Annotated in this window: 16 protein-coding genes and 1 pseudogene; 11 read left to right on the top strand and 6 right to left on the bottom strand. The window is 72.5% G+C overall.

The window, feature by feature from the left end:
* Position 1: 1 nt before the first annotated feature.
* Entirely contained in the window at positions 2 to 1135 is a 1134-nt protein-coding gene (locus Cs7R123_RS02795) for an acyl-CoA dehydrogenase family protein (protein WP_212823196.1), read from the top strand.
* Between the two features lie 14 nt (positions 1136 to 1149).
* Positions 1150 to 2202, top strand: coding sequence for an SDR family oxidoreductase (locus Cs7R123_RS39905; protein ID WP_244871561.1), 1053 nt, complete (start codon positions 1150 to 1152; stop codon positions 2200 to 2202).
* 147 nt (positions 2203 to 2349) lie between these two features.
* Here the strand turns inward: Cs7R123_RS39905 and Cs7R123_RS02790 are convergent.
* A pseudogene (locus Cs7R123_RS02790) lies at positions 2350 to 3429 on the bottom strand (RNA-guided endonuclease InsQ/TnpB family protein); the annotation flags it as partial.
* 146 nt (positions 3430 to 3575) lie between these two features.
* On the opposite strand from Cs7R123_RS02790, the gene Cs7R123_RS02785 reads away from it, so the two are divergent.
* From Cs7R123_RS02785 to Cs7R123_RS02745, 9 genes are read left to right on the top strand one after another with little or no spacing between them, the layout of a single operon-like run.
* Entirely contained in the window at positions 3576 to 4820 is a 1245-nt protein-coding gene (locus Cs7R123_RS02785) for an aspartate aminotransferase family protein (protein ID WP_212823194.1), read from the top strand.
* 21 nt (positions 4821 to 4841) lie between these two features.
* Positions 4842 to 5309 (top strand): SRPBCC family protein, encoded by a 468-nt coding sequence (locus Cs7R123_RS02780; protein WP_212823193.1) that lies wholly within the window; start codon positions 4842 to 4844, stop codon positions 5307 to 5309.
* Positions 5302 to 6624 (top strand): FAD-binding oxidoreductase, encoded by a 1323-nt coding sequence (locus Cs7R123_RS02775; protein WP_212823191.1) that lies wholly within the window; start codon positions 5302 to 5304, stop codon positions 6622 to 6624. Before Cs7R123_RS02780 ends, Cs7R123_RS02775 begins: the two co-directional genes overlap by 8 nt.
* Positions 6625 to 6650: 26 nt before the next feature.
* Positions 6651 to 7328 carry a class I SAM-dependent methyltransferase gene (locus tag Cs7R123_RS02770; protein ID WP_212823189.1) on the top strand — a complete coding sequence of 226 codons (678 nt, stop codon included), beginning with the start codon at positions 6651 to 6653 and terminating at the stop codon, positions 7326 to 7328.
* Positions 7325 to 8704 (top strand): cytochrome P450, encoded by a 1380-nt coding sequence (locus Cs7R123_RS02765; protein WP_212823187.1) that lies wholly within the window; start codon positions 7325 to 7327, stop codon positions 8702 to 8704. The genes Cs7R123_RS02770 and Cs7R123_RS02765 overlap by 4 nt, the downstream gene beginning before the upstream one ends.
* Complete coding sequence (locus Cs7R123_RS02760; RefSeq protein ID WP_212823185.1) at positions 8701 to 9696, top strand: hypothetical protein; 996 nt, start codon at positions 8701 to 8703, stop codon at positions 9694 to 9696. The genes Cs7R123_RS02765 and Cs7R123_RS02760 overlap by 4 nt, the downstream gene beginning before the upstream one ends.
* A complete protein-coding gene (locus Cs7R123_RS02755) occupies positions 9693 to 10346 on the top strand; it encodes an SGNH/GDSL hydrolase family protein (RefSeq protein ID WP_212823183.1) in 654 nt (217 codons plus the stop codon). The genes Cs7R123_RS02760 and Cs7R123_RS02755 overlap by 4 nt, the downstream gene beginning before the upstream one ends.
* An 11-nt stretch (positions 10347 to 10357) precedes the next feature.
* Entirely contained in the window at positions 10358 to 11737 is a 1380-nt protein-coding gene (locus tag Cs7R123_RS02750) for a cytochrome P450 (RefSeq protein WP_212823181.1), read from the top strand.
* On the top strand, positions 11734 to 11952 hold the full coding sequence (locus Cs7R123_RS02745; RefSeq protein WP_212823179.1) for a ferredoxin: 219 nt from the start codon (positions 11734 to 11736) through the stop codon (positions 11950 to 11952). The genes Cs7R123_RS02750 and Cs7R123_RS02745 overlap by 4 nt, the downstream gene beginning before the upstream one ends.
* Before the next feature lie 60 nt (positions 11953 to 12012).
* Here Cs7R123_RS02745 and Cs7R123_RS02740 read toward each other — a convergent pair whose 3' ends face one another.
* The 5 genes from Cs7R123_RS02740 to Cs7R123_RS02715 all read right to left on the bottom strand — a co-directional run bounded on the left by Cs7R123_RS02740 (position 12013) and on the right by Cs7R123_RS02715 (position 25584).
* Positions 12013 to 12336 (bottom strand): Ohr family peroxiredoxin, encoded by a 324-nt coding sequence (locus tag Cs7R123_RS02740; RefSeq protein ID WP_212823177.1) that lies wholly within the window; start codon positions 12334 to 12336, stop codon positions 12013 to 12015.
* A 171-nt stretch (positions 12337 to 12507) separates the two neighbouring features.
* Positions 12508 to 13077, bottom strand: coding sequence for a dihydrofolate reductase family protein (locus Cs7R123_RS02730; RefSeq protein ID WP_212823173.1), 570 nt, complete (start codon positions 13075 to 13077; stop codon positions 12508 to 12510).
* A 41-nt stretch (positions 13078 to 13118) separates the two neighbouring features.
* Positions 13119 to 14126: a 3-oxoacyl-[acyl-carrier-protein] synthase III C-terminal domain-containing protein gene (locus tag Cs7R123_RS02725; RefSeq protein WP_212823172.1), complete on the bottom strand. Its 1008-nt coding sequence runs from the start codon at positions 14124 to 14126 to the stop codon at positions 13119 to 13121.
* Complete coding sequence (locus Cs7R123_RS02720) at positions 14126 to 20968, bottom strand: non-ribosomal peptide synthetase (RefSeq protein WP_212823171.1); 6843 nt, start codon at positions 20966 to 20968, stop codon at positions 14126 to 14128. Before Cs7R123_RS02720 ends, Cs7R123_RS02725 begins: the two co-directional genes overlap by 1 nt.
* A gap of 26 nt (positions 20969 to 20994) precedes the next feature.
* On the bottom strand, positions 20995 to 25584 hold the full coding sequence (locus tag Cs7R123_RS02715) for a condensation domain-containing protein (protein ID WP_280517271.1): 4590 nt from the start codon (positions 25582 to 25584) through the stop codon (positions 20995 to 20997).

Here is a 25584-nt window from a genome sequence, read left to right as displayed (position 1 = left end):
CATGCGTTTCCTGGAACGCGAACGAGCCGTACTCGGCAAGCTGCTGCCCGGCCTCGACGAGGCGCTGGCGGCGCACGGCCTGACCGCGCTGGAGCGCCCCGGCAGCCCCGGCATCGCGGCGTTCCGCGAGGCGGGCGGCCCCGGGCTGCTGGTCGCGGCGGCGCACGGCGGCGCGGGCGCGACCGCGGTGCAGGCGATCCAGGTGCAGCGCGCCATCGGCGCCCGCTCACCGTCCCTCGCCGTCGCCACGACGATGCACCACTTCTCCATGGCCGGGCTCGTCGTCGTCAGCGAGATCTCCAACGGCTTCGAATGGATGCTGATGGAGGGCATCGCCCGCGAGGCGAAGCTGCTCGCGTCGGGCTTCGCCGAGGGCACCTCCGGGCAGAACATCCTCGCCCCCGCGATGCGGGTCACCCCCGCCGACGGCGGCGTACGCGTCACCGGTGCCAAACGCCCGTGCAGCCTGTCGGCCTCCATGGACCTGCTGACCGCGAGCATCCTCGTGCCCCGCCTCGACGGGACCGGGGACCAGCTGGCCATCGCGCTGATCCCGGCCGGTTCGGAGGGCATGAGCGTCAGCCCGTTCTGGGGCAGCTTCGCCCTCGCCGGAGCGGAGTCCGACCAGGTCGTCCTCGACGAGGTCTTCGTCCCCGACGAGCTGCTCGTACGCACCGACAGCGCGCCCGGGCAGGCCCTCGACGGGATCCAGATCGCCGGGTTCCTGTGGTTCGAGGTGCTGATGACCGCCAGCTACCTCGGCGCGGCCAGCGCCCTGGTGGAACGGGTGCTCGGCCAGGACCGCATCCCGGAGCTGGAGCGCGTACGCCTGGTCTGCGACGTCGAGGCCGCGATGGCGGCGGTGGAGACCGTCGCCGCTCGGCTGGACAACGGCGCCCGCGACTCCACCGCGCTGGCCGAATCGCTCTACGCCCGCTACGCCGCCCAGGACGCCATCGCCCGGATCGTCCCCCGCGCCGTGGAACTGCTCGGCGGTATGGCGTACTTCGCCGCCGACGACGTCGCGTACCTGTCGGCCTGCGCCAACGGGCTGTCCCTGCATCCGCCGTCGCGTTCGCGCATGGCGGGTCCGCTCGTGGCCCAGCTGGGCGGGCAACCGCTCACCATCGCGTAGAGGAAGAGGATCTGATGCGGGCAGACAAGCCGGTGCTGCTGCTCACCGGGGGTGCCGGTGTGCTGGGCACCGCTCTCATCGATGAACTCGCCGACGATTACGAGATCATCTGCCTGCTGCGGCGGGCCTCGGTCACCGATCACCGGGTTCAGCAGGTCCGCGGCGATCTCGCCGCGGACGACCTCGGACTGCCCCCGGCGCAGCTGCGCTCGCTGGCCGGCCGGGTCGACGTGATCCTGCACGCCGGTGCCGCGACGAGCTGGACGCTGGCGCCCGAGGAGATCGCCGCGACCAACGTCGGGGGCACCGCGCGGATGCTGACGTTCGCCGAGCACGCCGGCGCCCCCTTCTACTACGTCAGCACCGCGTTCGTCGAGCGCCCCGTGCCCCACCCCGGCGACCCCCGCTTCATCGGGCCGCGCGCGTACGTCGAATCGAAGATCGCCGCCGAGGCGCTGATCCGCGACCGCGGGCACCCCGCGGCCATCGTGCGGCCGTCCATCGTGATCGGCGACTCCCGGGACGGGCGGATTTCGTCGTACCAGGGCATCCACAAGGCGATCCGCGCCGTCGTGCGCGGCACCGCCCCCATGATCCCCGCCGACGCGGCCGCGCTGATCGACGCGATCCCACAGGACGTCGTTGCGCGGGCCACCGGGGACCTGATCCGCCGCGGCGAGACCGGCGGCACCTACATGCTGACCGCAGGGCCGCAGGCCCTGACCGTCGCCGAGATGGTCCGCCTCTGCATGGCCATGGCCGCCCGGTGCGGCCTGACCCACAGCCAGCCCCGGCTCATCCCGACCGAAGCCGTCGACCGGCTGCTGATGCCGCTGCTCACGGAGGTCATCCCCGTCGCCATGCGCCGCCGGTTCGAAGACCTGATCACGCTGATGCTGCTGTTCCAGTCCGACGACGCGCTGCCGACCTCGCTGCCGTCACTGGGCCTCGGCGACGCCGTCACCAAGGACGCGCTGCTCGCCTCGTTCGACCACACCATCGACTACTGGGCCACCCACAGCAGGCTCCTGCCCTCGACGGTGAACCTCGAAAGGCTCGCGGCTTGACATCCACCCTGCCCTAAAGGACGGGATTCCCTTGGTTGCCCTCGGGTCTTCCTGTTTCGCCGACGACTGCCCCGTCCGAGAGGATTCTCGTTGAGGTCTTACATCGTCTCCGCAGGCTGTCACCGCCAGTCCGGCGGCCAGGATGTTGCGTGCGGCATTCACGTCGCGGTCGTGGACGCTGCCGCATCGGCACGTCCACGCCCGCACGTTCAGCGGCATCCGTTCTGTGAGCGTGCCGCAGGTCGAGCACAGCTTGGACGACGGGAACCAGCGGTCCACGACGATCAAGTTCCGGCCGTGCCAGGCGGCTTTGTACTCCAGCATGGTGCGCAACTGCCGCCAGGCCGCGTCACTGATAGCTCGGGCCAAGCGGTGGTTCTTGAGCATGTTGCGTACGGCGAGGTCCTCGATCACGATCGCTTGGTTCTCACGAACGATCCGAGTCGTCAGCTTGTGCAGGTGGTCGCGTCTGCGGTCGGCGATGCGGGCGTGGATGCGGGCGACCTTGACCCGGGCCTTGGCCCGGTTGGCCGAGCCATTCTGCTTACGGGCCAGGCCGCGTTGCGCACGGGCCAACCGCTTGCGGTCGGCGCGCTCGTGCCGCGGGTTGGTGATCTTCTCGCCAGTGGACAGGGTGAGCAGGCTGTCGATCCCAGCGTCGATCCCGACCGCGCCGCAGGCGGCGGTCTGGACGATCACGTCGTCGCAGAGCAGGGACACGAACCAGCGTCCGGCCGCGTCCTGCGACACCGTCACCGTCGACGGCGCACAGCCCTGCGGCAGGGTCCGCGACCACACGATGTTCAGGGGTTGGTTCATCTTCGCCAGGGTCAGCGTGCCGTCGCGCCACCGGAACGCGCTGGCGGTGTACTCCGCCGACCGGCGCGAGCGCTTCCTGGACTTGAACGTCGGATACTTCGCGCGTCTGGCCCAGAAGTTGGTGAACGCGGTCTGCAGGTGCCGCAGCGCCTGCTGCAACGGCACGCAGGAGACCTCGTTGAGGAACGCCAGTTCGTCGGTCTTCTTCCACGCAGTGAGCAGGGCCGAGGTCGCGTTGTAGTTCACCCGCTCCTGACGCTGCGTCCACGCCTCGGTCCTGGCCTGCAAGGCCATGTTGTAGACCAGCCGGACGCACCCGAAGGTTCGCGACAGCTGCGCAGCCTGCGCATCGGTGGGGTAAAAGCGGAACTTGAACGCCCGCTTCACCGCCCCGGCCACACCTCGCATCCTAACTGGACCGGCGACGAACCTCGGGCCGAGGTACGGGCGGACGCCGGTCCGCCCTGGCGGGCGATCAGCTTTCCCCGCCCTGCTCCGCAGGGGCTCCGCCTCCTCTCCGGCCTGATGGCCGGAGTGCCCACGGAAGGAATCTGATGACCAGCGTCGACATCGCCGCGGACGTGGTCACCCGTACCCAAAAGCACTTGAGCTCGGGACGCGCGGCCCTCGCGCGGCTGATGGGGTCGGTCGTGGAGGTGCGCTCGGAGGGCGCCTGGGTGATCGACGCCGACGGGCGCCGCCACCTGGACTTCGGCGGGTACGGCGTCTTCATCCTCGGCCACTGCCACCCCGCCGTGGTCGCCGCCGTGCAGCACCAGGTCGCGACGCATCCCCTCGCCACGCGGACCCTGCTCGAACCCGTCATCGCGCAGGCAGCCGAGGCGCTCGCCGGGATCGCCCCGCCGGGCCTGGACCACGTCCACTTCGTCAACTCCGGCACCGAGGCGACCGAGGCGGCCCTGAAGCTCGCCCGCGCCCACGGCCACCACGCGCTGATCACCACGGCGGGCGGGTTCCACGGCAAGACGCTGGGCGCGCTCAGCGTCACCGCCAACCCCACCTACCAGGACCAGTTCCGGCCCCTGCTGCCCGACGTCACGGTCGTGCCGTTCGGTGACGCGGCCGCGATGTCGGCGGCGATCGCGGCCGCCGGGCGCGCCGCCTGCGTCATCCTCGAACCCGTCCAGGGCGAGGGCGGCGTGGTCATCCCGCCGCCCGGGTACCTCACCGCGGTCGCCGCCGCCTGCGCCGAGCACGGCGCGTTCCTCATCATCGACGAGATCCAGACCGGGCTCGGGCGGCTGGGCTCCTGGTGGGGCATCGACACCGAACGCGTCGCCCCCGACGTGCTGCTCGTCGGCAAGGGCCTGTCCGGCGGGATCATCCCCGTCGCCGCGATGCTCGCGGGCGAGCAGACCTACGGGCCGTTCAACCGCGACCCGTTCCTGCACTCGTCCACGTTCGGCGGCTCACCGCTCGCGGGCGCCGCCGCCCTCGCGGCCGTACGCACGATGGCCGCCGAGGACATCCCGCGCCGCGCGGCCCGCCTCGGGTCGCTGCTGCTCGACGGGGTACGCGCCCGAGCCGCCGCCCACGGCGCCGGACTCGTCGCCGACGTACGCGGCCGGGGCCTGCTCATCGGCATCGAGATGGCCGAACAGCGCCACCTCGGCGAGCTCGCGCTCGCGCTGATCGACCGCGGGGTGCTCGTGAGCCACTCGCTCAACGCGTCCCGGGTGATCCGGTTGACCCCGCCCGCCATCCTCGGCGACCCCGAGCTGGCGCTGTTCTTCCAGGTGTTCGACGACGCCCTGGCCTCACTCACGGCCATGGCATAGGGACGAAGGGAAACGCCTCTCATGCGACGTGTCATCATCCAGGTGCTCACGGGGCTCGCGCAGCCCGACGCGTACGCGCGGATCAGCGACTTCGCCCGCTACGAGGAGCTGACCAGCACCGTACGCCAGGTGAACGTGCACGCCGCCGACCCCGACGGCAGCGTCGTGTCCGACTGGACCGTCACCTTCCGCAACGGCCTGCTCCGCTGGACCGAACGCGACTACTTCGAACCGGACCGCGGGGTCATCCGGTTCACGCAGCTCGCCGGCGACTTCGAACGGTTCGAGGGGCAGTGGCTGATCGAGGGCGCGCCCGAGGGGACCGCGATCACGTTCGACGCCGTCTTCGACCTCGGCATGCCGTCGCTCGCCGACATCCTCGACCCGGTCGCCGAGGCCACCCTGCGCGACAACATCCTGGTCATCCTGCACGGCCTGCTCGGCGAGGTCACCGTGCCCGGCGATCTTGCGACGGCCGGCCATGACTGAACCGCCGTGGCGTGCCGCGCCACCCGAACCGCCACCGCGCGACGACCGCGACGGCGCCGACGTCGTGATCGTCGGCGCCGGGCTCACCGGCCTGTCCGCCGCGCTGCACCTGCTGCGCGCCGAACCCGGCCTCGACGTGCTGATCCTCGACGCGGGACAGCCCGGCTCCGGCGCCAGCGGGCACGGCACCGGGCTGCTCGGGCCCCGCATCGGCCCACCTGTCGACCTCGCCCGGCGCCGCTTCGGCGACGACACCGCCCGCGCCGTGTACGCGTTCAGCACCGCCGCCGTGGCCCGTGTGCTGGCCCTGATCGCGGAGTCGGGCATCGACTGCGACCTGACGGCCGGGGCGCAGGAGATCGTCGCCCGCACCGAGGCCGACGCGGCCCGGCTGCGCTCGCGTGCCCGCGCGTACGCCGAACTCGGCATCGAGGTGCCGCTGCTGCCCGGCTCCGAGCTCGCCCCGTACCCGGACGTGGCCTACCTGGCCGGTCTGCGCTACCCGTCGGCGGCCACGCTGGACCCGGCGGCCCTGACGCGGGGCCTCGCCGACGCGGCACGCGCCGCCGGTGCCCGCATCCGTCCGGGCACCCTCGTCCGCGAGGTCCACCCCGGACGGGTGTCCACCAGCACCGGCCCGGTACGCGCCCGCAAGATCCTCGTCGCCGTCAACGGCTACGCCGACCATCTGCGGCTGCCCGTCGGCACGATGCTGCCGCTGCGCGTACACGCGATCGCGACCGCGCCGCTGCCGGTGGGCGTGCTCGACGGCGTGGCCCGCACCGCCGTCATCGAGCACGGCGACCTCGCCCCCTACTACCGGCTGACCCCGGACCGGCGGCTGATCGCCGGGGGCGGCCGCGCACTGCTGCCCGCGCGCGGGGACGGGCTGCCGCCCGGACCGGCCGACGACACCCGCCACGCTCCCGCGTGGCGGTTCCTCACCGGGTGGCTGCACACCCTGCACCCGGCCCTGCGCGACATCGAGGTGACGCACCGCTGGTCCGGGCGCATCGCGATGACCGGCGACGGGCTGCCCGTCGTCGGGCGCGCCGCCCCCGGCGTCTGGTACGCGGGCGGCTGCGGCGGGCACGGCCTGGCGCTCAGCGTGGCCACCGGCGCATACCTGGCCGAGCACCACCTGGGTGACCGAGCACCCGGCGGCGCACCGGCGAGCCTGCCGTGGCACCGCGACCGCGCGCCCCGCCTGCCCGTCGGCGGCCTCGCCCGGCCGCTGCTCGGCGGCTACCTCGCCACCCTGGCCGCCCGCGCGGAACGCAAGGCCCGCGAGGGTGCCGGTGCCCAGCGCGCGTAACACCAACGGAACCTGAAGGGACAGCCATGGGTGTCATCCATAAGCCGCTAGAGCTGCTAGAGGACAACTTCAAGAAGCCCACCGGCTTCTCCGGCCGCCTCGTCGGCCACCTGATGACGGTCCAGCACCGCACGCTCACCGACTGGACCATCGAGCAGATGGGCATCGCCGACGGCGACGACATCCTCGACATCGGCTGCGGCAGCGGCATGGCGCTGGGCCTCATGGCCGCCCGCAACGCCACCGGGACTCTCACCGGGATCGACTACTCGCCCGTCATGGTGGGCCTGGCCGGCAAGCGCAACGCGGCGACGATCCGCGCGGGCCGGATGACGGTCCAGCACGGCGACGCGATGAACCTGCCGTTCGAGGAGGCGTCGTTCGACCAGGTCACCGCGATCGAGACGTTCTACTTCTGGCCCGACGCGATGCGCGGGCTGAAGCAGGCGCACCGGGTGCTGCGGCCCGGCGGGCAGATGGTCGTCACGCTGGAGATGAGCCGCGAGGCGTCCGGCAAGCCGTCGCTGGTGCAGCGCTACTTCGGCAGGCGCTTCACCGAGCGCTCCGCCCGCGAGGGGCTGCGCATCGTCTCCGGCGCCGACCTCACCGGGATGCTCACCGAGGCGGGCTTCATCGACGCCCGCTTCGTCGCCGAACCCACCCGGTCGCTCGGCTGGGTCTGCGCACTGGCCCGCAAGCCATGACCACGCGAACCGTCCCCGCGGTACGCGGCGTCCCGCTGCTGGGCAGCATCACCGACTTCCGCCGCGACATCCTCGACGCGATGATGGCCGGGTTCCGCGAGCACGGCGACCTCGTCGCGTACAAACTGGGACCGGTCACCGTCTACGGCGTCTCCAGCCCCGACCTGGCGGGGGAGGCGCTGACGGAGACCGCCCGGTTCGGCAAGCTCGGCGCCGACAACCCGCTGCGCCTCGTCCTCGGCACGGGCCTGCTCACCAGCTCCGATCACGAGAGCTGGCTGCGCAACCGCCGCATGATGCAGCCCCTCTACACGAAGAGCGCCATCGCCGGCATGTACGCCACCATGGTGTCGTCCACGCAGGACTGGCTGGACCACCTCGCGCGGGCGTACCGGCCGGGGGACCTGCTGGACATGCACAAGGAGACGATGCGGGTCACGCTTGACATCGTCAGCCGCGCCATGTTCTCCACGAACATCCTCGAAGACCTCGACACCATCGGCCCCCACGCCGTCGACATCGCGATCAACTTCGCGTTCCAGCGGCTGCAGAACCCGTTCAGCCCGCCGGTGAGCTGGCCGACGCCGGGCAACCGGCGCTTCAAGGCCGTGATGACCGCGATCGACTCGCTGATGTACCGGCTGATCGCCGAGCGCCGGGCCGCCGGGCCGTCCGACAACGACCTGCTGGACATGCTGCTCGCGTGCAAGGACGACGCGACGGGGGAGGTGATGACCGACCGGGAACTCCGCGACGAGATCATCACCACCTTCGCCGCGGGGCACGAGACCACGGCGATCACCCTCACCTGGGCGCTGTACCTGCTGTCCCAGCATCCGCGGGCGCTGCGCAAGCTCCAGGACGAGGTCGACACCCTCGACGGGCGGCTGCCCACCCTCGACGACCTGCCGAACCTGCCCTACACGCTGCGCGTCTTCGAGGAGGCGCTGCGGCTCTACCCGTCCGCGCCGATCGTGCCCCGGCTCACCGGCGCGGCGACCACCCTCGGCGGGTACGAGCTGCCCGCGGGGGCCCGGGTGCTGGTCAGCCTGTTCAACATCCAGCGCAACCCGGCCCACTGGGACGACCCGGACCGGTTCGAACCCGACCGCTTCGAACCGGCCGCCCGCAAGACCTGGCACCGGTACGCGTACCTGCCCTTCGGCGCCGGGCCGCACCTGTGCATCGGCAAGCACTTCGCGCTGATGGAGGCGCAACTGCTGCTCGCGGCCCTGATCCAGCGGTACGAGCTGCGCCACCTGCCCGGTCACCGGGTCGTCCAGCAGGCGTCGATCACGCTGCGACCCCGATACGGCATGGAGATGACGATGCATCCGCGGCGACGCGTGCAGACCCGAAAGGAACAGCCGGCATGAACGACGAACAGCTCTCCTGGACGCAGTACGTCCCCGGGCAGAAGGAGGGGCACTACGAGAGCTTCTACCAGCGGGGCAACCACCCGACCCGGCCGCTCGCGTTCTGGATCCGCTACACGATCTTCAGCCCGAAGGGCAGGCCGGAGGACGCCATCGGCGAGCTGTGGTCGATCTTCTTCGACGGCGAGACCGGCGAGCACGTCGCCGCGAAGGAGGAGCACCCGCTGCGCGACTGCTCCTTCGCCCCCGAGGGCATGGACGTGCGCGTCGGCGGCGCGACCCTCGTCCCCGGCCACCTCACCGGCGGCGCGACCAGCTCCGGCAACACCATCACCTGGGACCTGTCGTACGCCGGCAAGGAACCGATGCTGTTCCTCATCCCGCGGTCCCTCTACAGCGGCGGGTTCCCGAAGGCGAAGAGCCTCGTCGGCAGCCCGCTGGCCGGATACGACGGCACCCTGACCGTCAACGGCCGCACCGTCGACATCGACGGCTGGGTCGGCAGCCAGAACCACAACTGGGGCAGCCAGCACACCGACTACTACGCGTTCGGGCAGGTCGCCGGCTTCGACGGCGCCCCCGGCAGCTTCCTCGAAGTGATCACCGCGCAGACGAAGGTCGGCCCGATCAAGACGCCGTTCATGACCCTGCTCGTGCTGCGCCACGACGGCCGCGAGTACGCGATCACGTCACCGACGCAGGCGGCCAAGGCGAAGGGCAGCTTCGGGTACTTCCACTGGGACTTCGCGACCGGCGACGACGAGGTGGCGATCAAGGGGCATGTCGAGGCGCCCGCGGGCGCGTTCGTCGGGCTGAACTACTACAACCCGCCCGGCGGGATCAAGCACTGCCTCAACACGAAGATCGGCTCCTGCGAGCTGACCGTCACGGACAAGGCGTCGGGGCGCGTGGAGACGCTGCGTACCGAGAACCGGGCGCTGTTCGAGATCCTCACCGACGACCGGGCGCACGGAATCGAGATCAAGGCATGACGACGACCGAGGCCACCGACCCGTACCTCGCCGACCAGGAAGACCTGGAGAAGCAGCTCACCGGCGCGAAGTGGCGGCGTTTCGCCGTGCTCGGCGACAGCATCGCCGAGGGCATGGGCGAGGCGACCCCCGGGTACGCCGACCGGACCTGGTTCGATCGCGTGCACGCCACCCTGTCGCGTACCCACGAAGTGGATCTTCGCAACGTCGCGCAGCGCGACCTGCGCGCCGCCGACATCCGCGCGAAGCAGCTGCCCGCGGCCGTCGAGTTCGGCCCGGACCTCGCCGTGCTCATCGCCGGGGGCAACGACCTGTTCAGCCGCGGCTTCGACCCCGACCTCGTCGAGGCCGACCTCGACGCGATCGTCGGGACCCTGCGCGCGGGCGGCGCCACCGTCATCGCGGTCACGCTGATGGACATCGTCAGCGCGGTGCCGCAGCTGGCGGGCGGTGCGATGGACCGGCTGCCGATCCTCAACGAGCGCACCCGCGCCGTCTGCGCGCGCCACGGCGCGCTCGTGCTCGACGCCTTCGTCCACCCGATGTGCGCCGAACGCAACGTCTACAGCGCCGACTTCAAGCATCCCACGATGCGCGGTCACGCCATCCTCGCGATCGAGACGCTGCGGCTGCTCGCCGCCGCACAGTGAAGGAGCCCACGGTGACCACCACCGCGAACGCCCCCGCCCCGGCGCCCCGGCTGCGCGAACCGATCCCGCTCGTCAGCCACCTGCGGGCTTTCATCCACGACCCGCTGGAACTGTTCGACAGCATGCACGCCAGCCACGGCGACGTCGTCGAGTTCTTCATGGCGGGGGACCGGTGGGTGCTGCTCAGCCACCCCGACGACATCGAACGCGTGCACCTGGAGACCACCCGCAACTACCGCAAGGGGTACCAGGAGTACAAGAAGATCGGCTACGTCTTCAGCCGTACGCTCGGCAACGGCCTGGTCACGAGCGAGGGCAGCTTCTGGCGCACCCAGCGCCGCCTGGCCCAGCCGGCCTTCCACACCAAGCGCGTGCAGGGGTACGCGGACACGATGGTCGACTACACCCGCGAGCTGATCGACACGTGGCGCCCCGGCGACGAGTTCGACATGCGCATCCTGATGGGCGGCCTGACCCAGCGCGTGGCCGGCAAGTCGTTCTTCGGCACCGACACCGAGAAGGAGTCCTCGCGGGCCAGCCAGGCCCTCGACAAGATCATGCTCGGGTTCAACGTGGAGCTGGGCAGCATGGTCCTGGAACGGCTGCCCGCCTTCGTCCCCACCCGCAACCGCCGCCGCGTCGACTCGGCGATCTCCGACTTCGAAGACGTCATCGCGGAGTTCATCGCCAACCGGCGCGCGGCCGTCGGCGAACACGCCGACCTGCTCGCGATGCTGGTCGAGTCCCGTGACGACGACGGCTCGCAGATGAGCGACAAGCAGCTGCGCGACGAGCTCGTCACCATGTACGTCGCCGCGCAGGAGACCACCACCAGCACGCTGGCCTGGATCTGGTACTTCCTCGGCACCCGCCCCGACCTGGCCGCCCGCGTCTACGCCGAAGTCGACTCCGTCCTCGGCGGGGCACCGGCCACCGCCGAGAAGATGGGCGAGCTGAAACTGCTGCGCGCCGTCGTCGACGAGGTCCTGCGGCTCTACCCGCCCGCGTGGCGGGTGTTCCGGGTGCCGGACAACGACGTCGAGTTCCAGGGCTACCGGGTCAAGGCCGGCACCATGGTCGCGATGAGCCAGTGGATCACCCATCGCGATCCGCGCTGGTTCGACAAGCCCACCGAGTTCGACCCCGACCGCTGGCTCGACGGGCGCACCGCCAACCTGCACCGGTACGCGTACTGGCCCTTCGGCGGCGGACCGCGCATGTGCATCGGCAACGGGTTCGCGCTCATGGAGATCGTGCTCATCGCGGCCACGATCGCCCAGCGGGTCCGTTATACGCTGCTCGACCACGACGTCAAGCCGTACCCGATGATCACCCTGCGGCCGAGCCCCGGCGTGCGGGTCCGCGTCGACTCTGTGGCGGGTGCGCAGTGAGCCAGTGGCGGATCGGCGTCGACCACGACGCGTGCGCGGGTTCGGGTACGTGCACGTCCATCGCCTCCCAGCGGTTCCGGCTCAACGCGCAGTCGTTGTCCACGCCGATCGAGGAGCTGATCGAACCGGACGACGACGTGCTCGAGGCGGCGGAGAACTGCCCGGCGGCAGCGATCACCGTCCGGAACGCGGAGACCGGCGCGATGATCTCGTAACCCGCCGGGAGCTGCCGCGGCGCTGCGCTCAACGGGTGCCGACGCGTGCCTCCGGCGGGCTCATGGCAGCACGCGCAGGTCGACGGCGATGTTGCCGCGAGTGGCCCGCGAGTACGGGCAGACGGCGTGCGCTGACCGGGCGAGTTCCTCGGCGGTGCCGGGTGCGACGCCGGGCAGGTGGACGAGCAGGGTGACCGCGAGGCCGAGCGCGCCCTGCTCCTCGGTTCCGAGGCTGACGCGAGCGGTGACGCTGGAGCCGCTCAGGTCAGCCTCGCTCGGGCGGGCGACCAGCCGCAGCGCGCTGTGGAAGCAGGCGGCGTAGCCGGAGGCGAACAGCTGCTCGGGGTTGGCGCCCGCACCGGTGCCGCCGAGCGCGGGCGGCATGGCCAGGTCGAGGTCGAGGCGGCCGTCGGAGGTGCAGACTGTCGCCCAGCGCGCCGGCTACACCTCGGAGTTCGCCTTCGCCGAGGCGTTCAAACGCGAGCTCGGCGTAGCCCCCGCTCACTACCGCCGGCAGTCACGGACGTAGCCCGGCAAGCGGCAGCTCAGTCGCGCTCACCGCCTTGTCTGGTACCTGGTCAGCAGCACCCCGCCGGGAAACGTGCGCGTCTCCACCAGGTCCAGGTTCACCCAGCTGTCCACCGCGGCGAAGTACGGTTTGCCACCGCCCACCAGCGCCGGATGGGTCACGATCTCGTACTCGTCGACCAGCCCGGCCCGCATGGCCGCCCCGGCGAGCGTCGCGCCGCCGACCCTCATCGGCTCGCCGTCCTCGGCCTTGAGCCGGGCGATCTCCGCGACCGCGTCGCCGGTGAACACCCGGGCGTTCCAGTCGACCTTGTCGACCGTCGAGGAGAACACCACCTTCGGCGTGTCCCGCCAGTTCCGCGCGAACTCGATCTGCGCCGGGGTGGCGCCCGGCTGCTGATCGCCGGTCGGCCAGTGGGAGCTCATGACCTCCCACAGCTTGCGCCCGTACAGGAACAGACCGATCGCCCGCTCCTGGTCGAGCCAGAACTGGAACAGCTCGTCGCTCTGACTCTGACTGCCCCAGCCGAGATCGTCGCCGGGCGCGGCGATGTAGCCGTCCAGGGACACGTTCATGCCGTAGACCAGCTTCCGCATGGCGCCATGCCTTTCGGTCGGTCGTTCTGTCGTCCCGGGCACTAGAGGTAGTGCACGTCGGTGCCCGCGGTGGCACCGTGTTCCAGTATCAGCATGCTCCAGGCGGCCGAGGGGCTGGCGTTGACGGCGATGGCCGTGCCGCCCTCGGGCAGCTCGCCCCGCTCGATCGCATGGGACAGGTTGAGCATGATGTCGTTGGGGCCCTGGTGGCCGTACCGGGAGAGGTTGTCGGCGCATGCGGGGGCGATGGCCGCGTCGAGCAGCTCCGCATAGACCTGGAACGTGCTCAGGGACAGGTTCTGGCTGAGGTAGCAGGCGATGTCCCGCTGGTCCAGGCCGCTGCGCCGCAGCGCGAGCCTGTTGAGGGCACGCAGCCGGCCGGCGGTCTCCACCGCCAGCGAGAACGAGTAGGCGGCGAGGTCCGCGCACTGTTCACGCCATTGCGCCGTCGGCAGGTCGCGGTAGTCGACCCGGAACAGGTCCCAGTAGGCGCCGTTGGTTTCGAGCACGATGTCGCGGACGCGTACCGGGCCGTGCCGGGCGACGATGACGGCCAGGCCGCCGTCGCCGCTGATGGTGACCGGGTGGCGGTAGCGGTGCGGGGTCGCCGGTCTGCTGCCGTGCGCGATGAGGACGGTGGACAGGTCCGGGTCGGCGGCGAGCAGGCCGCGGGCGGTCAGCAGGGCCGGGGTGATCGAGACGCAACCCAGGCCGCCGACGGTGAAGCTCATCGCCCGGGTCAGGTCGAGGCGGTGCTGCAGCCGGGTCGCCTCGGAGCTCACCAGGTGCTCCGGCGCACGGGATTCGACGACGATGAGCGCGTCGATGTCGGAGCCGCTCAGCCCGGCCTGGGCCAGCGCGCGCTGCGCGGCGCGTTCGGCCAGGTCGGTGGTGCTCAGGGCGGGGTCGCAGGGCACGTGTGAGACGCCCAGCCGCAGGCAGGTGTCCCGCTGTTCGGGCGGCAGATCCCGCAGCTCGGGCAGGTCGGCCACGGCGACGGTGTGCTCGGGCAGGTAAGCGGCGACCGCGAGCAGCGACGGCGACGCCATCACGCCAGCCCGGCCAGGGCGGCGGCGAGCTCGTCGGCCAGGGCCGTCATCTCCTCGGCGCGGTAGCTCGTGTCGTGGGAGACGGCCACGGACAGGGCGCCGCCGCTCACCCAGGAGCTGACGGCGATGCCGAACCCGGCGGTCTGCGGTGTTCTCAGGCGCAGCTGAAGGTCGAGCCGGTTGCGGAGACGGCGCAGCCCGCGGTCGAACGACGAGGCGTCCGTGGCCAGGTGGGTGACCAGGATGGCGGGTTCGGGCAGCGCGCGCAGCCGCGCCACGGCGGGCGACGCGGGCGAGAGGTGACGCAGGATGCCGTACCCGACGCCGTCGTTGGGGATCGAGCGGAGGCGGTCGCTCACGTCGGTGCGGCAGGCGCTGACGTCGCGGTCCGGGTCGGCGGGCAGGAACAGCGGGTGCAGGGTGGTGAACCAGCCGACGGCGTGGCCCCGGGCCTCGGTCCGGTAGATGCCGGGGGTGGCCTCGCCTTCGGTCATGACGTAGGCGCCCGGCGTGCCCTGCCATCGCGCGATGCCGTACGCGATCGCGGCGTAGGCGGCCTCCCGGGCAGCGGCGTCGCCCGTGCGCAGCACGGCAGGCACCTGCGACGGTTCCAGGGTGCGCAGGAGAGCCGTCGCGGTCTCGCCGGTCGGGTCGTCGCGGCGCTCGGGGGTGGCGGCAGATCCGGCGGTCAGCAGCGCCGTCCAGTAGCCGAGTTCGCCGGCGGCCTCGTCGGAGACCGACATGGCGTGCAGCGACCGGCTCCACTGCCGCCAGGTGGCCGGTCGTGGCGCCGCCGACAGCGGCCGCTGCGTGGTGAGCTGTTCCAGGGCCGCGTCGAGGTCGTCGAGCAGGGCGATGGCCGCCATGTTGTCGAACACGGCGTGATGGATGATCAACAACAGCAGGCCGGTCCGGTCGCCTCCGCGTTCGTAGAAGCGGGCCCGCAGGGCCGGTCCCCGCTCGATGTCCACATCAGACCGGAGTTGTTCCAGGTCGGCGGCGAGGACGGCGATTTCCTCGGTCTCGCCCATGGGCGGCAGGACCACCGTGTCGACGAGCCGCGACGGTTCGGTCTCCGCGAGTTCGATCCGCCAGCCGAGGGCGTTGTGGCGCAGCCGGTAGCGCAGCGTCTCGTGGATCTCGGTGAGATGCTGGAGCGCGGCGCGTACGTCGTGGCCGCGGCAGCCCGCCGCGACCTCGATCACCATGGGTACGGTGAACTCGCGCAACGCCCGCGGCCCGGGGTCGGTGAGGAACCGGTGCATGATGGGGGTCAACGGGATCGCTGTCCCGGAATCCCGCGGTGCCCGCGCGGGTGCCGGCTCGCCGGGGCCGAGTTCGGTGTCGTCCGCGTCGCGGTGGTGACCGGGCCCGGCGACGGAGCGCGCCAGGTCGCGCAGGGTGTGGTATCGCAGCAGCTGCTGCGGGGTGAGCTCGATTCCGGCACGGCCCGCGCGGGCGCACACCCGTACGCTCATCACCGAGTCGCCGCCGAGCTCGAAGAAGTTGTCGTCGGGGTCGACGCGGTCGCGGCCGAGGATGTCCGCCCAGACTCCGGCCAGGATCCGTTCCGCGGTCGCCGCCGTCATGGTGTCCGTCGTCATGGTGGTCCCCATCGTCTTCAGGCGTTGCCGGTCGATTTTTCCGTGGGGTGTCCTGGGCAGCGAGTCGTGGACCAGGACGCGGCTGGGCACCATGAACGCCGGCAGGTCGCGGGCGGCCAGGGCGAGGAGTTCGCCGGGAGCCGGGGCCGGGCCGGCACCGCCGACATGCGCCACCAGCTGTGCCGAGCCGTCGGCGGCGGGTGTGGCGACGACGGCGGCTTCGCCGACACCGCCCCGGGCGGTGAGGAAGTGCTCGACCTCCGCCGGTTCGACCCGGTTGCCCCGGATCTCGACCTGATCGTCGGTACGGCCGCAGAACTCCAGGTTGCCGTCGGGGCCGATCCGGGCCAGGTCGCCGGTGCGGTACATGCGTGATCCCGGCTGCGGTGCGAACGGGTCGGCGACGAAACGCTGCGCGGTGAGCGCCGCCATGCCGTGGTAGCCGCGGCCCACCACGGTGCCCCCGAGATGGAGTTCGCCGATCCGGCCCGCCGCGACCGGTTCGCCGCCCTGGTCCAGTAGGTAGACGCGGCATCCGGTGATCGGGCGGCCGATGCCGGGCAGCGCGTCGCCGGGCGCGGCCGCCACGTCGCCGCCGGTGGCCACGACGGTGCACTCGGTGGGGCCGTACAGGTTGAGCAGCCTGAACCGGGCACCGGCGGGTGGCCGGAGGTGCAGCCGGTCGCCCCCGGTCGCGAGTACCCGAAGCGGCAGATCAGCCCCGGGCACGGTCTCGGTCAGCAGGAGTTCGGCCAGCGGTGTCGGCAGGAAGGCGACCGTGATGCGGTGGGCTGTCAGCCAGCGGGTCAGCGCCCCGGGTTCGCGGCACTCCGGCGGAGCGATGTGGATGGTCGCGCCGCCGGCCAGGGCCGCCCAGATCTCCAGGACGGCGGCGTCGAAGCCGGGTGAGACGAGCTGGCTGAGCCGGTCGGCGGGGCCGAGGCCGGTCTCGTCGCGGTACCAGCGCAGCAGGTCGGCGAGGCTGTGCTGCTCGACCTCGCATCCGTGCGGCTGACCGGTCGATCCGGAGGTGTGGATGAGGTAGGCCAGGTCGCGGGGGCCGGAGCGGGGCGGGGGGTCGGCGTACCCGGCCGTCGGCAGGCTGTCCTCGATCACCATGACGGTGGGGATGCCCTCGGCCAGCGGGGTCAGGGCGGGGCTGGCCACGGCGACCCGGCTGCCCAGCGCGCCCAGGACGGCCGCCACCCGGGCCGGTGGGTGGGCCGGGTCGACGGGTGCGTAGGCGCCGCCGGCCTTGGCCACGGCGAGCCAGCCGATCACCAGGTCCGCGGAACGCTCGGCGATGACCGGCACGATGGTGTCCGGGCCGACGCCCGCCTCGATGAGGTCGTGGGCGAGCTTGTTGGCGCGTTCGTTTATCTCCCGGTACGTGTGATCGCGTCCCGCGCACACGACGGCCGGGTGGTCCGGCCGCTGCGCGGCCTGCGCCTGCACCATCGCCACAGCCGAGGGCAGCTCCTGCGCCGAGGGCGGCGCCACGGCCGGGGGCAGGTCCCGCGCGGGAGCGGCGGGAAGCGGCAGGGACCGCAGCGGATCGTCGGGGGCGTCCATGGCGGACCGGATCAGGGCCAGGAACCGTGCCGCGAGGCCGTCCACGGTGGTTCGTTCGAACAGGGCGGTCGAATACTCGATGTAGGCGAGCATGGCTCCGTCGGCCTCGTCGGTGATGCCGAAGGTGAGGTCGAACTTGGCGGTGCCGGGCGGGATTCCGTTGATCACCTCGTCCTGGTCGAAGCCGGCGAGGCGCACGCCGGGCAGGTCGACGTCGGGTGTCGGCACGTTCTGGTAGGTGTAGGCGATGTCGAAGAGGGGATGCCGGGCCGGGTCGCGGTGGCGGCGCAGCTCGGAGATCAGCGTGGCCAGCGGCACCCATTCATGGTCCAGCACCGCGGCGACCGTGCCGGTGCACGTGCGGACCAGCTGCCGGAAGGACTGCCCGCCGTCCACGGCGGTGCGAAACGGCAGGACGTTGTTGAAGTAGCCGATCAGGTCGTGGGTGGCCGGGTTGAACCGGCCGGAGGTGCCGACGCCCACGACGACGTCGGCCAGCGCCGCCCAGCGGAAGACGAGCGCGTCGACGACGGCGAGCATGGTGACGAAGGTGGTCACGCCCTCCCGGCGGCTGAAGGCGCGGACGCGCTGCGCCAGCTCGGCGTCGACGGTGAACCGGACCAGGTCGCCCTCGTGGCCGGGCCGCCCGGGTCGGGGGCGGTCCAGCGGAAGCTCGTCGCGGCGCAGGCCGGCCAGTGCCTGGCGCCAGTGGTCCAGGCCGCGTCGCAGCCGTTCGCCGCGCAGCCAGTCGCGGTGCCAGCCGGCGAAGTCGGCGTACTGCACGGCCAGCTCCGGCAGGGCGGCTGGCCTCGCCTCCAGCCCGGCGCGGTAGAACTCGAGCAGGTCGCGGAAGAACGGGCGCGGGGACCAGCCGTCGAAGATGCTGTGATGCCAGGTGTCGAGCAGCACGTGGTCGTCGTCGGCGAGGCGGACCAGGCTGGTGCGTACCAGCGGGCCGTGTGCCAGGTCGATCGGTGTGCTCGCCTCGGTGGCCGCGAGCCGCCGGAACTGTCGCGTCCGGTCGGGTTCGGGGACGCCGCTCAGGTCGATCAGCGGCAGCGCGGCGGTCGCGCCCGTGTCCAGCAGGTACGGCACGCCGTCGTCGCTGCGGACGCAGGCGCGTAGCAGCTCGTGCCGCTGCGTGAGGTCGTCCAGCGCGCCGAGGAGCGCGGCGTGGTCGAGCGGGCCGTGCCAGCGGATGGCGTGGGGGACGTTGTACAGCGCGGTGCCGGGGTGCAGCTGGTCGAGATACCACAGCTGCTCCTGGCCGAGGGAGATCGGCAGCCTGCCGCCGCGCGGCAGCACCGGGATCGTCAGGTCGTCCTGCGGGTGGGGCCGCGTCTGGGCCCGCAGGGTGTCGATGGCCTGGGCGAGCCGTCCCAGCGTCGGGTTGGCGTAGAGGGTGGCGAAGCCGATGGTGACACCGAATGCGGCGTCGATGTCGCGCAGCACGCTGATGCCGGTGAGGGAGGTGCCGCCGAGCTCGAAGTAGTGGGAGTCGTCGTCGAGGTCGGAGGCTCTGAGCGCGCGGCTCCACACGGCCGCCAGGCGCTGCCGGGTGTCCCCGTCGGCGGCTGGCATCGGGCGGCTGATCGCCGGGGTCGGCGCCGTGGGCTGGCGCCAGCAGCGCACCGGCTCGAACGGGTAGGTGGGCGCGTCGATGTGCCCGGGGCGGGTGCCGGCGTAGTGCCTGTCCCAGTCGACCGTCACGCCGTGCCGGTAGAGCCGCGCGAGCTGGTGCAGGGGGTCGGGCACCCCGGCGAAGGTCATGATCTCCAGCTCCGGGGCCAGCGCGTGAATCTGGCGCGACAGCACCCCGTCCTCGCCCATCTCCACCAGCACCGCGTCGTCCTGGACGAAACCGCGCACGATCTGGCGCAGGCGTTCCTGGTCCAGCGTCGAGGAGAGCTCGCGGCCGGTCGCCGCTGCTGCGGCCTCGGCGATGGACAGCTCGCCCCGGCACGCGCGTACGGCGAGGTTGCCGACGCCGCAGCCGGTGAGCCGCGCCTCGGGCAGGCCGAGCGCGCCCAGGGCGCGATAGAGGGCATGCTGGTGGGCGACGAGCCGCGCGGCCGGGTCGGCTTCGGCGGCGTCTCCGGCCGGGAGGACGGTGGCGTCCCCGGAGAACAGCAGCACCACCGGCCGGTCGCGGGCGGCGGGCCGAGGCGGCACGTCGGCCGTGCGCAGCGCGGTCACGAGCTCGCGCGGATCGGACACGACGGCGGCCCACCGGTAGGGGTGGTCGTCGCGGCAGCGATTCATGGCATACCCGATGGAGGGCAGCGGGTGCTCGGTGTGCTCGGCGAAGTCGGCCAGCAGGGTGCGGTATCGCCGCAGCGCGGCCTCGGACTTCGCGGACACCGTGACGAGCTGGGCGTCCGCGGGGTCGGTGGCGGGGGCGGCGCGGTGCGGCGGTGCTTCGATGACGGCGTGAACGTTGGTGCCGGTCAGGCCGAAGGAGCTGACCCCGGCGCGGCGGGGCGTGCCGGTCGCGGGCCACGCGCGGAGTCCGGTGTTGACCCGGACCGGCCCGGTGAAGTCGATGAGCGGGTTGGGGGAGTCGAAATGCACGGCCGGGTAGAGCTGCGCGTGCCGTACGCTCTGCATCGCCCGGAACAGTCCGGCCATGCCGGCGGCGTGGTCGAGGTGGCCGACGTTGGCCTTGGCCGAGCCGATGACGCAGTCGGCATCGCCCGCGCCCGCGTCGAGGAACGCCTGCCGCAGCGCCTCGACCTCCACCACGTCGCCCAGCGGTGTCCCCGACCCGTGGCATTCGACGTACCCGATGGTCCTCGGGTCGACTCCGGCGTCGCGCCACGCGGCAGTGATCACCTCGCTCTGCGCCACCTGGCTGGGCGCGCCCATGTTCGCGGCGCGGAAGCCGTTGTGGTTGGTGGAGATCCCCTTGAGCACGGCCAGGATCGGATCGCCGTGGGCGAGTGCCTCGGTCAGCAGCCTGAGCACGACGATGCCGCCGCCTTCGCCACCCACCGCGCCGGCGGCGGCCGCGTCGAACGGGCGGCAGACGCCCTCGGGCGACTCGATGCCACGCATGAACGTGTGGGTGTCGGCCGCGATGAGCTGCGGCTGAACGCTGACGCCGCCGGCGACGGCCAGGTCGGCGGCGCCGCCGCGCAGCTGCTGCACCGCCAGGGCCACCGCCGTCAGGCTTCCGCTGCACGCGGTGTCCAGCGTCAACGCCGTGCCGGTGAGATCCAGCAGGTACGAGATCCGGGCGGCCACCGCCGCCGGCACCGCGCCGAGCAGCTGCTGGGCGTCGGACTCGTCGGACAGCCGCTGGTAGCCGGTATCGGCGGCGCTGAGGATCACGGCGGTCCGGGTGCCGCGCAGCTCGCGCGGCGCGCGTCCGGAGTTCTCGATCGCCTGGTGCGTGAGCTGCAACGCGAGTCGTTGCGCGGGATCCATCAGCTCGGCCTCGCCCAGCGAGATGCCGAAGAACCTGTGGTCGAAGAGGTCGATGCGGTCCAGGTAGCCCAGCCGGACGTAGGTGACGTCGCCGGTGCCGCCGCAGTGCCGGACCCGCTCAGGGCTGGGCTGCCCCACGCTGTCGCGGCCGGAGGACAGGTGGTGATGCCACGCGTCGAGGTCCGAGGCGCCGGGAAACAGGCACGCCGCCCCGACGATGGCCACATCGTCGCCGTTCACATCGACACCTCGTTCCACTGTTGACGCTATAGGTGGACATCTCCGGCTTGCCCGTCCGAGGCAGGTGGGGGAGCCTCGATGAGCCGCGCCATGGCCTCGACGGTCTGATGGCGCAGCAGCGCCGCCATCGGCAGCTCGCCGCCGCACAGCGGTTCCAGCCGGTCGCGCAGCTCCAGCAGCGCCAGCGACGAGCCGCCGGCTTCGAAGAACTTGTCGTGTACGCCGAACGTCGGCTCGAGCAGGAGGTCGGTCCAGTAGCGGGCCACGAGCCGTTCCGCCGGTGTGCGCGGCGGGATGCCCGGCCGCGCTGCTGCTTCGTCCTCGCGAGGTCCGTCGCGGGGCTCGTCGCGTTCGCCATCGCCGAGGACGGCCAGGTGGCCGAGGGCCCGGTGCGGGGCGGCGGTCACCGTCGCGGCGAGTTCGAGCAGGTCCTCGCCGAATCGTCGGATGAGGTCGGCGGAGAACAGGTCGGTGAGATAGGTGACGGCCAGCGCCAGGCCGTCCGGTGTCTGGCGGAACTCGAGGATCAGCTCGAACGGGGACTCCGTGACGGGGACGGGGATCTCCTCCGCCCAGGGCGCGGTCACCGGCGCCCGCTGCTGGAGCACCACGAGCACGGAGACGAACGGCGTGCCGCCGTCCCGGCGCGGCGGGCGGGTGGCCCGTACGACCAGCTCGAACGGGGCGGGCTGGGCGGATGCCGCGAGCACGGTGTCGCGCACCCGGGCGAGGAAGTCGACGAAGGAGAGGCGTTCGTCGATGCTGGAGCGCAGCACGACCGTCTCGACGAAGCAGCCGACGACGCGTTCGAGTTCGACCCGGTCCCGGCCGGCGGTCACCGTGCCCACGGCGACGTCCCGGCGGCCGGTGCGGCGGCCCAGGAGCAGCTGGGTCACGGCGGTCACCGCCATGAACAGGGTGGCGTCGGCGTCGCGAGCCGCTCTGCGCAGGGCGGCGACCAGGGGTGCGGGAAAGGCGAGGTCGGCGGTCGCGGCGCGGCGGGTGGGCGCTGAGGGGGTGGGCCGGTCGCCGGGCAGGTGCGCCGGGCGCAGGTCCGCCAGCTGCCGCCGCCAGTAGGCGAGCGCCCCGGACAGCGCCGAGCCGGTGAGCCTGCGCTGCTGCCAGGCCGCGTAGTCGGCGTACCGCACGGGCGGGCGTGCAGGCCAGCCGGTCGAGCCGTCGGCGGTGTAGCCGCCGATCAGCTCCTCGGTCAGCACGGCCATCGACCAGCCGTCGCAGCTGAGATGGTGCAGGACGAGGTGCAGTACGTGCTCCTCGGTGCCGAGCCGGATCAGCTGGGCGCGTACGGGTGGCCGCAGGCCCAGGTCGAACGGGGCCCGCATCGCGGCCCGCAGCTGGTGGCGCAGCGCGTGTTCCCGGGTGTCGGCGTCGACCTCGGTGAGATCCGTTTGCGGGAGGTCGACCGGTTGTGCGGGCAGGATCCGTTGCACGGGGCCGGGTCCGAACACGGTGCGCAGCGCCTCGTGCCGGTCGATCAGGCTGTGCAGCGTGCGGTGCAACCGGTCGAGGTCGAGGGCGCCGGTGAGCCGCAGCGCCAGTCCGGTGTGGTACTGGGCGCTGTCCGGCGCGACCAGGTGGGAGTACCAGAGGCGTCGCTGGGCGGACGACTGGGGCAGCGGGCCGCTGCCGGCGGTGGCCTCGATGCGGTCGCCGTCTGCGGCGGCGACGGCCGCGCAGACGCGGATGGCCAGTCCGGCGATGGTCGGATGGTCGAACAGGGCGCGCAGCGGCAGGTCGACGCCGAAGGCGTCCAGCACGCGGGTGAGCACCTGCAACGCCTGGAGCGAGTCGCCGCCCAGGGCGAAGAAGTCGTCGTCGGGCCCGGATCGGGGCACGGCGAGCACCTGCGTCCAGATCTGCCGCAGGCGCTGCTCGACCGCGGCGACGGCGGCGGCCGGGGGTGAGCCGCCGGTGGGCACCTCGGCCGCGTACGACACGGGGGCGGACGGCTGCACGGTGGTGGCGGGGAGCAGACGGCCCAGGTCGCGGTGCGGCTCGGCGGCCAGCTGCGCCAGCATCCGGCGCAGCTGGTGCATGATCGCGTCGATGGTGGCGGCGGTGAACAGGTCCGGGTCGTAGAGCAGGCGCAGGGACAGCTGGGCACCGCCGACCACGACCAGGGCGAGCGGATAGTGGGTGACCTCGATGGCGCGCAGCGAGGACAGGTCCGCTTCCCCGGCGGGGGGATAGTTCTCGAACACCACGATGCTGTCGAAGAGGCTGCCGCCCGCGGGCAGGCCGGCGGCGGCGTGGATCCGGTTGAGCGGCGCGTGGTGGAACGGCTGGGCGGCGAGGTTCGCGGCCTGGAGGTCGGCGAGCCAGGCGGTGACGGGCTGGTCCGGCCGCAGGCGTACGCGGACGGGGACGGTGGTGGCGAACATGCCGATGATCGCGTCGGCGCCTTCGATGTCCGGACGGCCGGACACGGTGGCGCCGAAGGTCACGTCGCCGCGACCGCTGTGCTGGGCCAGGACCAGCGCCCAGGCTCCCTGCACGACCGTGCTGACGGTCAGCCCGCTGCCGCCGGCGAAGGCGCGCAGCCGGGCCGATTCCCCGGCGAGGTCGCTCGTGGTGTGCGCGCGGCCGCGCGCGTGCGGTCGCTCGCGGCGTTCGGGCCGGTAGGGCAACGGTGTGGGCAGCGCGGCGCCGGCGAGCGCGTGCTGCCAGAACCGGAGCGCCGCGTCGTGGTCCTGTCGGCTCAGCCATTCCAGATGGCGGCGGAAGGGGCGCCGGGCGGGGGCGGCGGGGGCGGTCTGGCCGGCGCGCAGCCGGTGGCGGGCGAGGACGTCGGCGATGACCTGCCGCATGCTCCAGCCGTCGAGCACCAGGTGGTGCAGGTCCCAGGTCACCTCGACCGTGTCGGTGTCGACGGTGGCGATGTTCACCCGCATCAGCGGCGGGCCGGGCAGGTCGAGGTGCCGTTCGCCGGGCCACGGGTGGTAGGAGACGGGCAGGCGTACGGCGGAGTGCACCACCTGCACCGGGTGGGTCAGGCCGCCGTGGGCCACGGCGGTCCGCAGCGCCGGGGTGCGGTCCACCACGTCCTGCCACGCCTGCCCCAGCAGCAGCGGTTGCGGCACTGCCGGGATGGTGCACACGACGCGTTCCACGTAGAGCCCGGCGTCGGGGTCGAGCAGGGTGTGGAAGAGCATCCCCTGCTGTGTCGGGGTGAGGGGGTAGATGTCCTCGACGTGGCGGCCGTTGCCCGTGACGCGGTCGAGCGCGGCCTGGTCGAGACCGGACAGTGGAAAGTCCGACGGGGTGCACCGGCCCGCGTCCGGGAGGTCGCAGTGCTCGATGATCGCGCTCAGGGCGGCGATGAACGCCCGCGCCTCGGCGTGAGCGGCCGGTTCGTCGTCGCCGGCGTAGGCCCAGGTGACCTCCAGCCGGCCGCCGCGTATCGCGGCGGTGACCTCCAGGTCGTGGCCGCGTGGGCGGTCGGTGACCGGTCCCTGCTCGGCGGCGCGCAGGTCGGGGTCTCGCGGCGGGTTCCACCGGCCGAGGTAGGTGAACAGCGTCGGTGCTGCCGGGACCTGCCGCAGCGCGCCGTGGGCCAGGCCCGGTCCGGGTCCGGCACGCAGTCGCTCCTTGACGGAGGGCACCAGTTCGCGCCACGGCGCGCCGCCGGGCACCTCCAGGCGGACGGGGAACAGGGTGGTGAAGCAGCCGACGGCGCCCGCAGGGTCCACGCCGCCCACGGTGGTGTCGCGGCCTGTCCCGGCGACGTCGAGGTGCACCTGTGCCCGGCCGGTCCGTCGCGCCACCGTATGGGCCAGCGCGCAGATCAGCAGATCCTCGACGCGCGTACGGTACGCGGCGTGGGCGTGGCGCAGCAGGCGGTCGGTGTACCCGGCGTCGAGCCCGACCGTGATCTCCCCGCCGTCTCGGTCATGGGGGTGGGTGCGACGGTGTGTCGCGGCCGCGTCCGCCGTACTCGGTGTGGCGGCGTACCAGTGGGATCTCTCGCGGTCGGATCCGCCCGCGGCGGTGTGCTCGGCCAGGGCGCGGGCCCACCGGGCGAACGACGTCGGGGCGGGCCTGCGGTCCGGCGCGCGGCCGTCGCGGGCGGCCCGATAGGCGTTGCCCAGGTCGGCGAGCAGGATCGACCAGGAAGCGGCGTCGATGGCGAGCCCGTGCACGACCAGCAGCAGCCGCGCCGCCCGAGCCTGGCCGGGGCCGCCCGGGGCCGCACCGGGTGCGGCGGGGTCCAACGCGGCGGGGTCCAGCAGGGCGGCGGTCAGCAGCGGTGGCCGGCCCAGGTCGATGCTTTGGCGCAGCGCGTCGAGTGCGTCCGGCAGCTGCCGGCCGGGTAGCCGGGCGAGGTGCGGACGCGCGTCGGTCACCCGCTGCCGCCAGCCCCGGTCCGTGCGGGTGAATTGCAGGCGCAGCGCGTCATGGCGGGCGACCACGGTCCGCACCGCGGCGGCGATCGCCCGCGTGTCCACCGGCGGTGCCAGCTCGACGGTCAACGATTGGGTGAGTCTTCGCGGGTCGGGGTGAGTTTCGATAAACCACCGCTGCATCGGCGTCAATGGTGATTCATGTCCGGCACTGTCGGGTGCGCGTCGCGGCGGCGAGGCGGACTGCTCGGCCAT

The organism is Catellatospora sp. TT07R-123, assembly GCF_018327705.1.
Taxonomy (GTDB): Bacteria; Actinomycetota; Actinomycetes; order Mycobacteriales; family Micromonosporaceae; genus Catellatospora.
The sequence above is the reverse complement of the archived record's forward strand: the minus strand, read 5'-3'. Positions and strand labels throughout refer to the sequence as shown.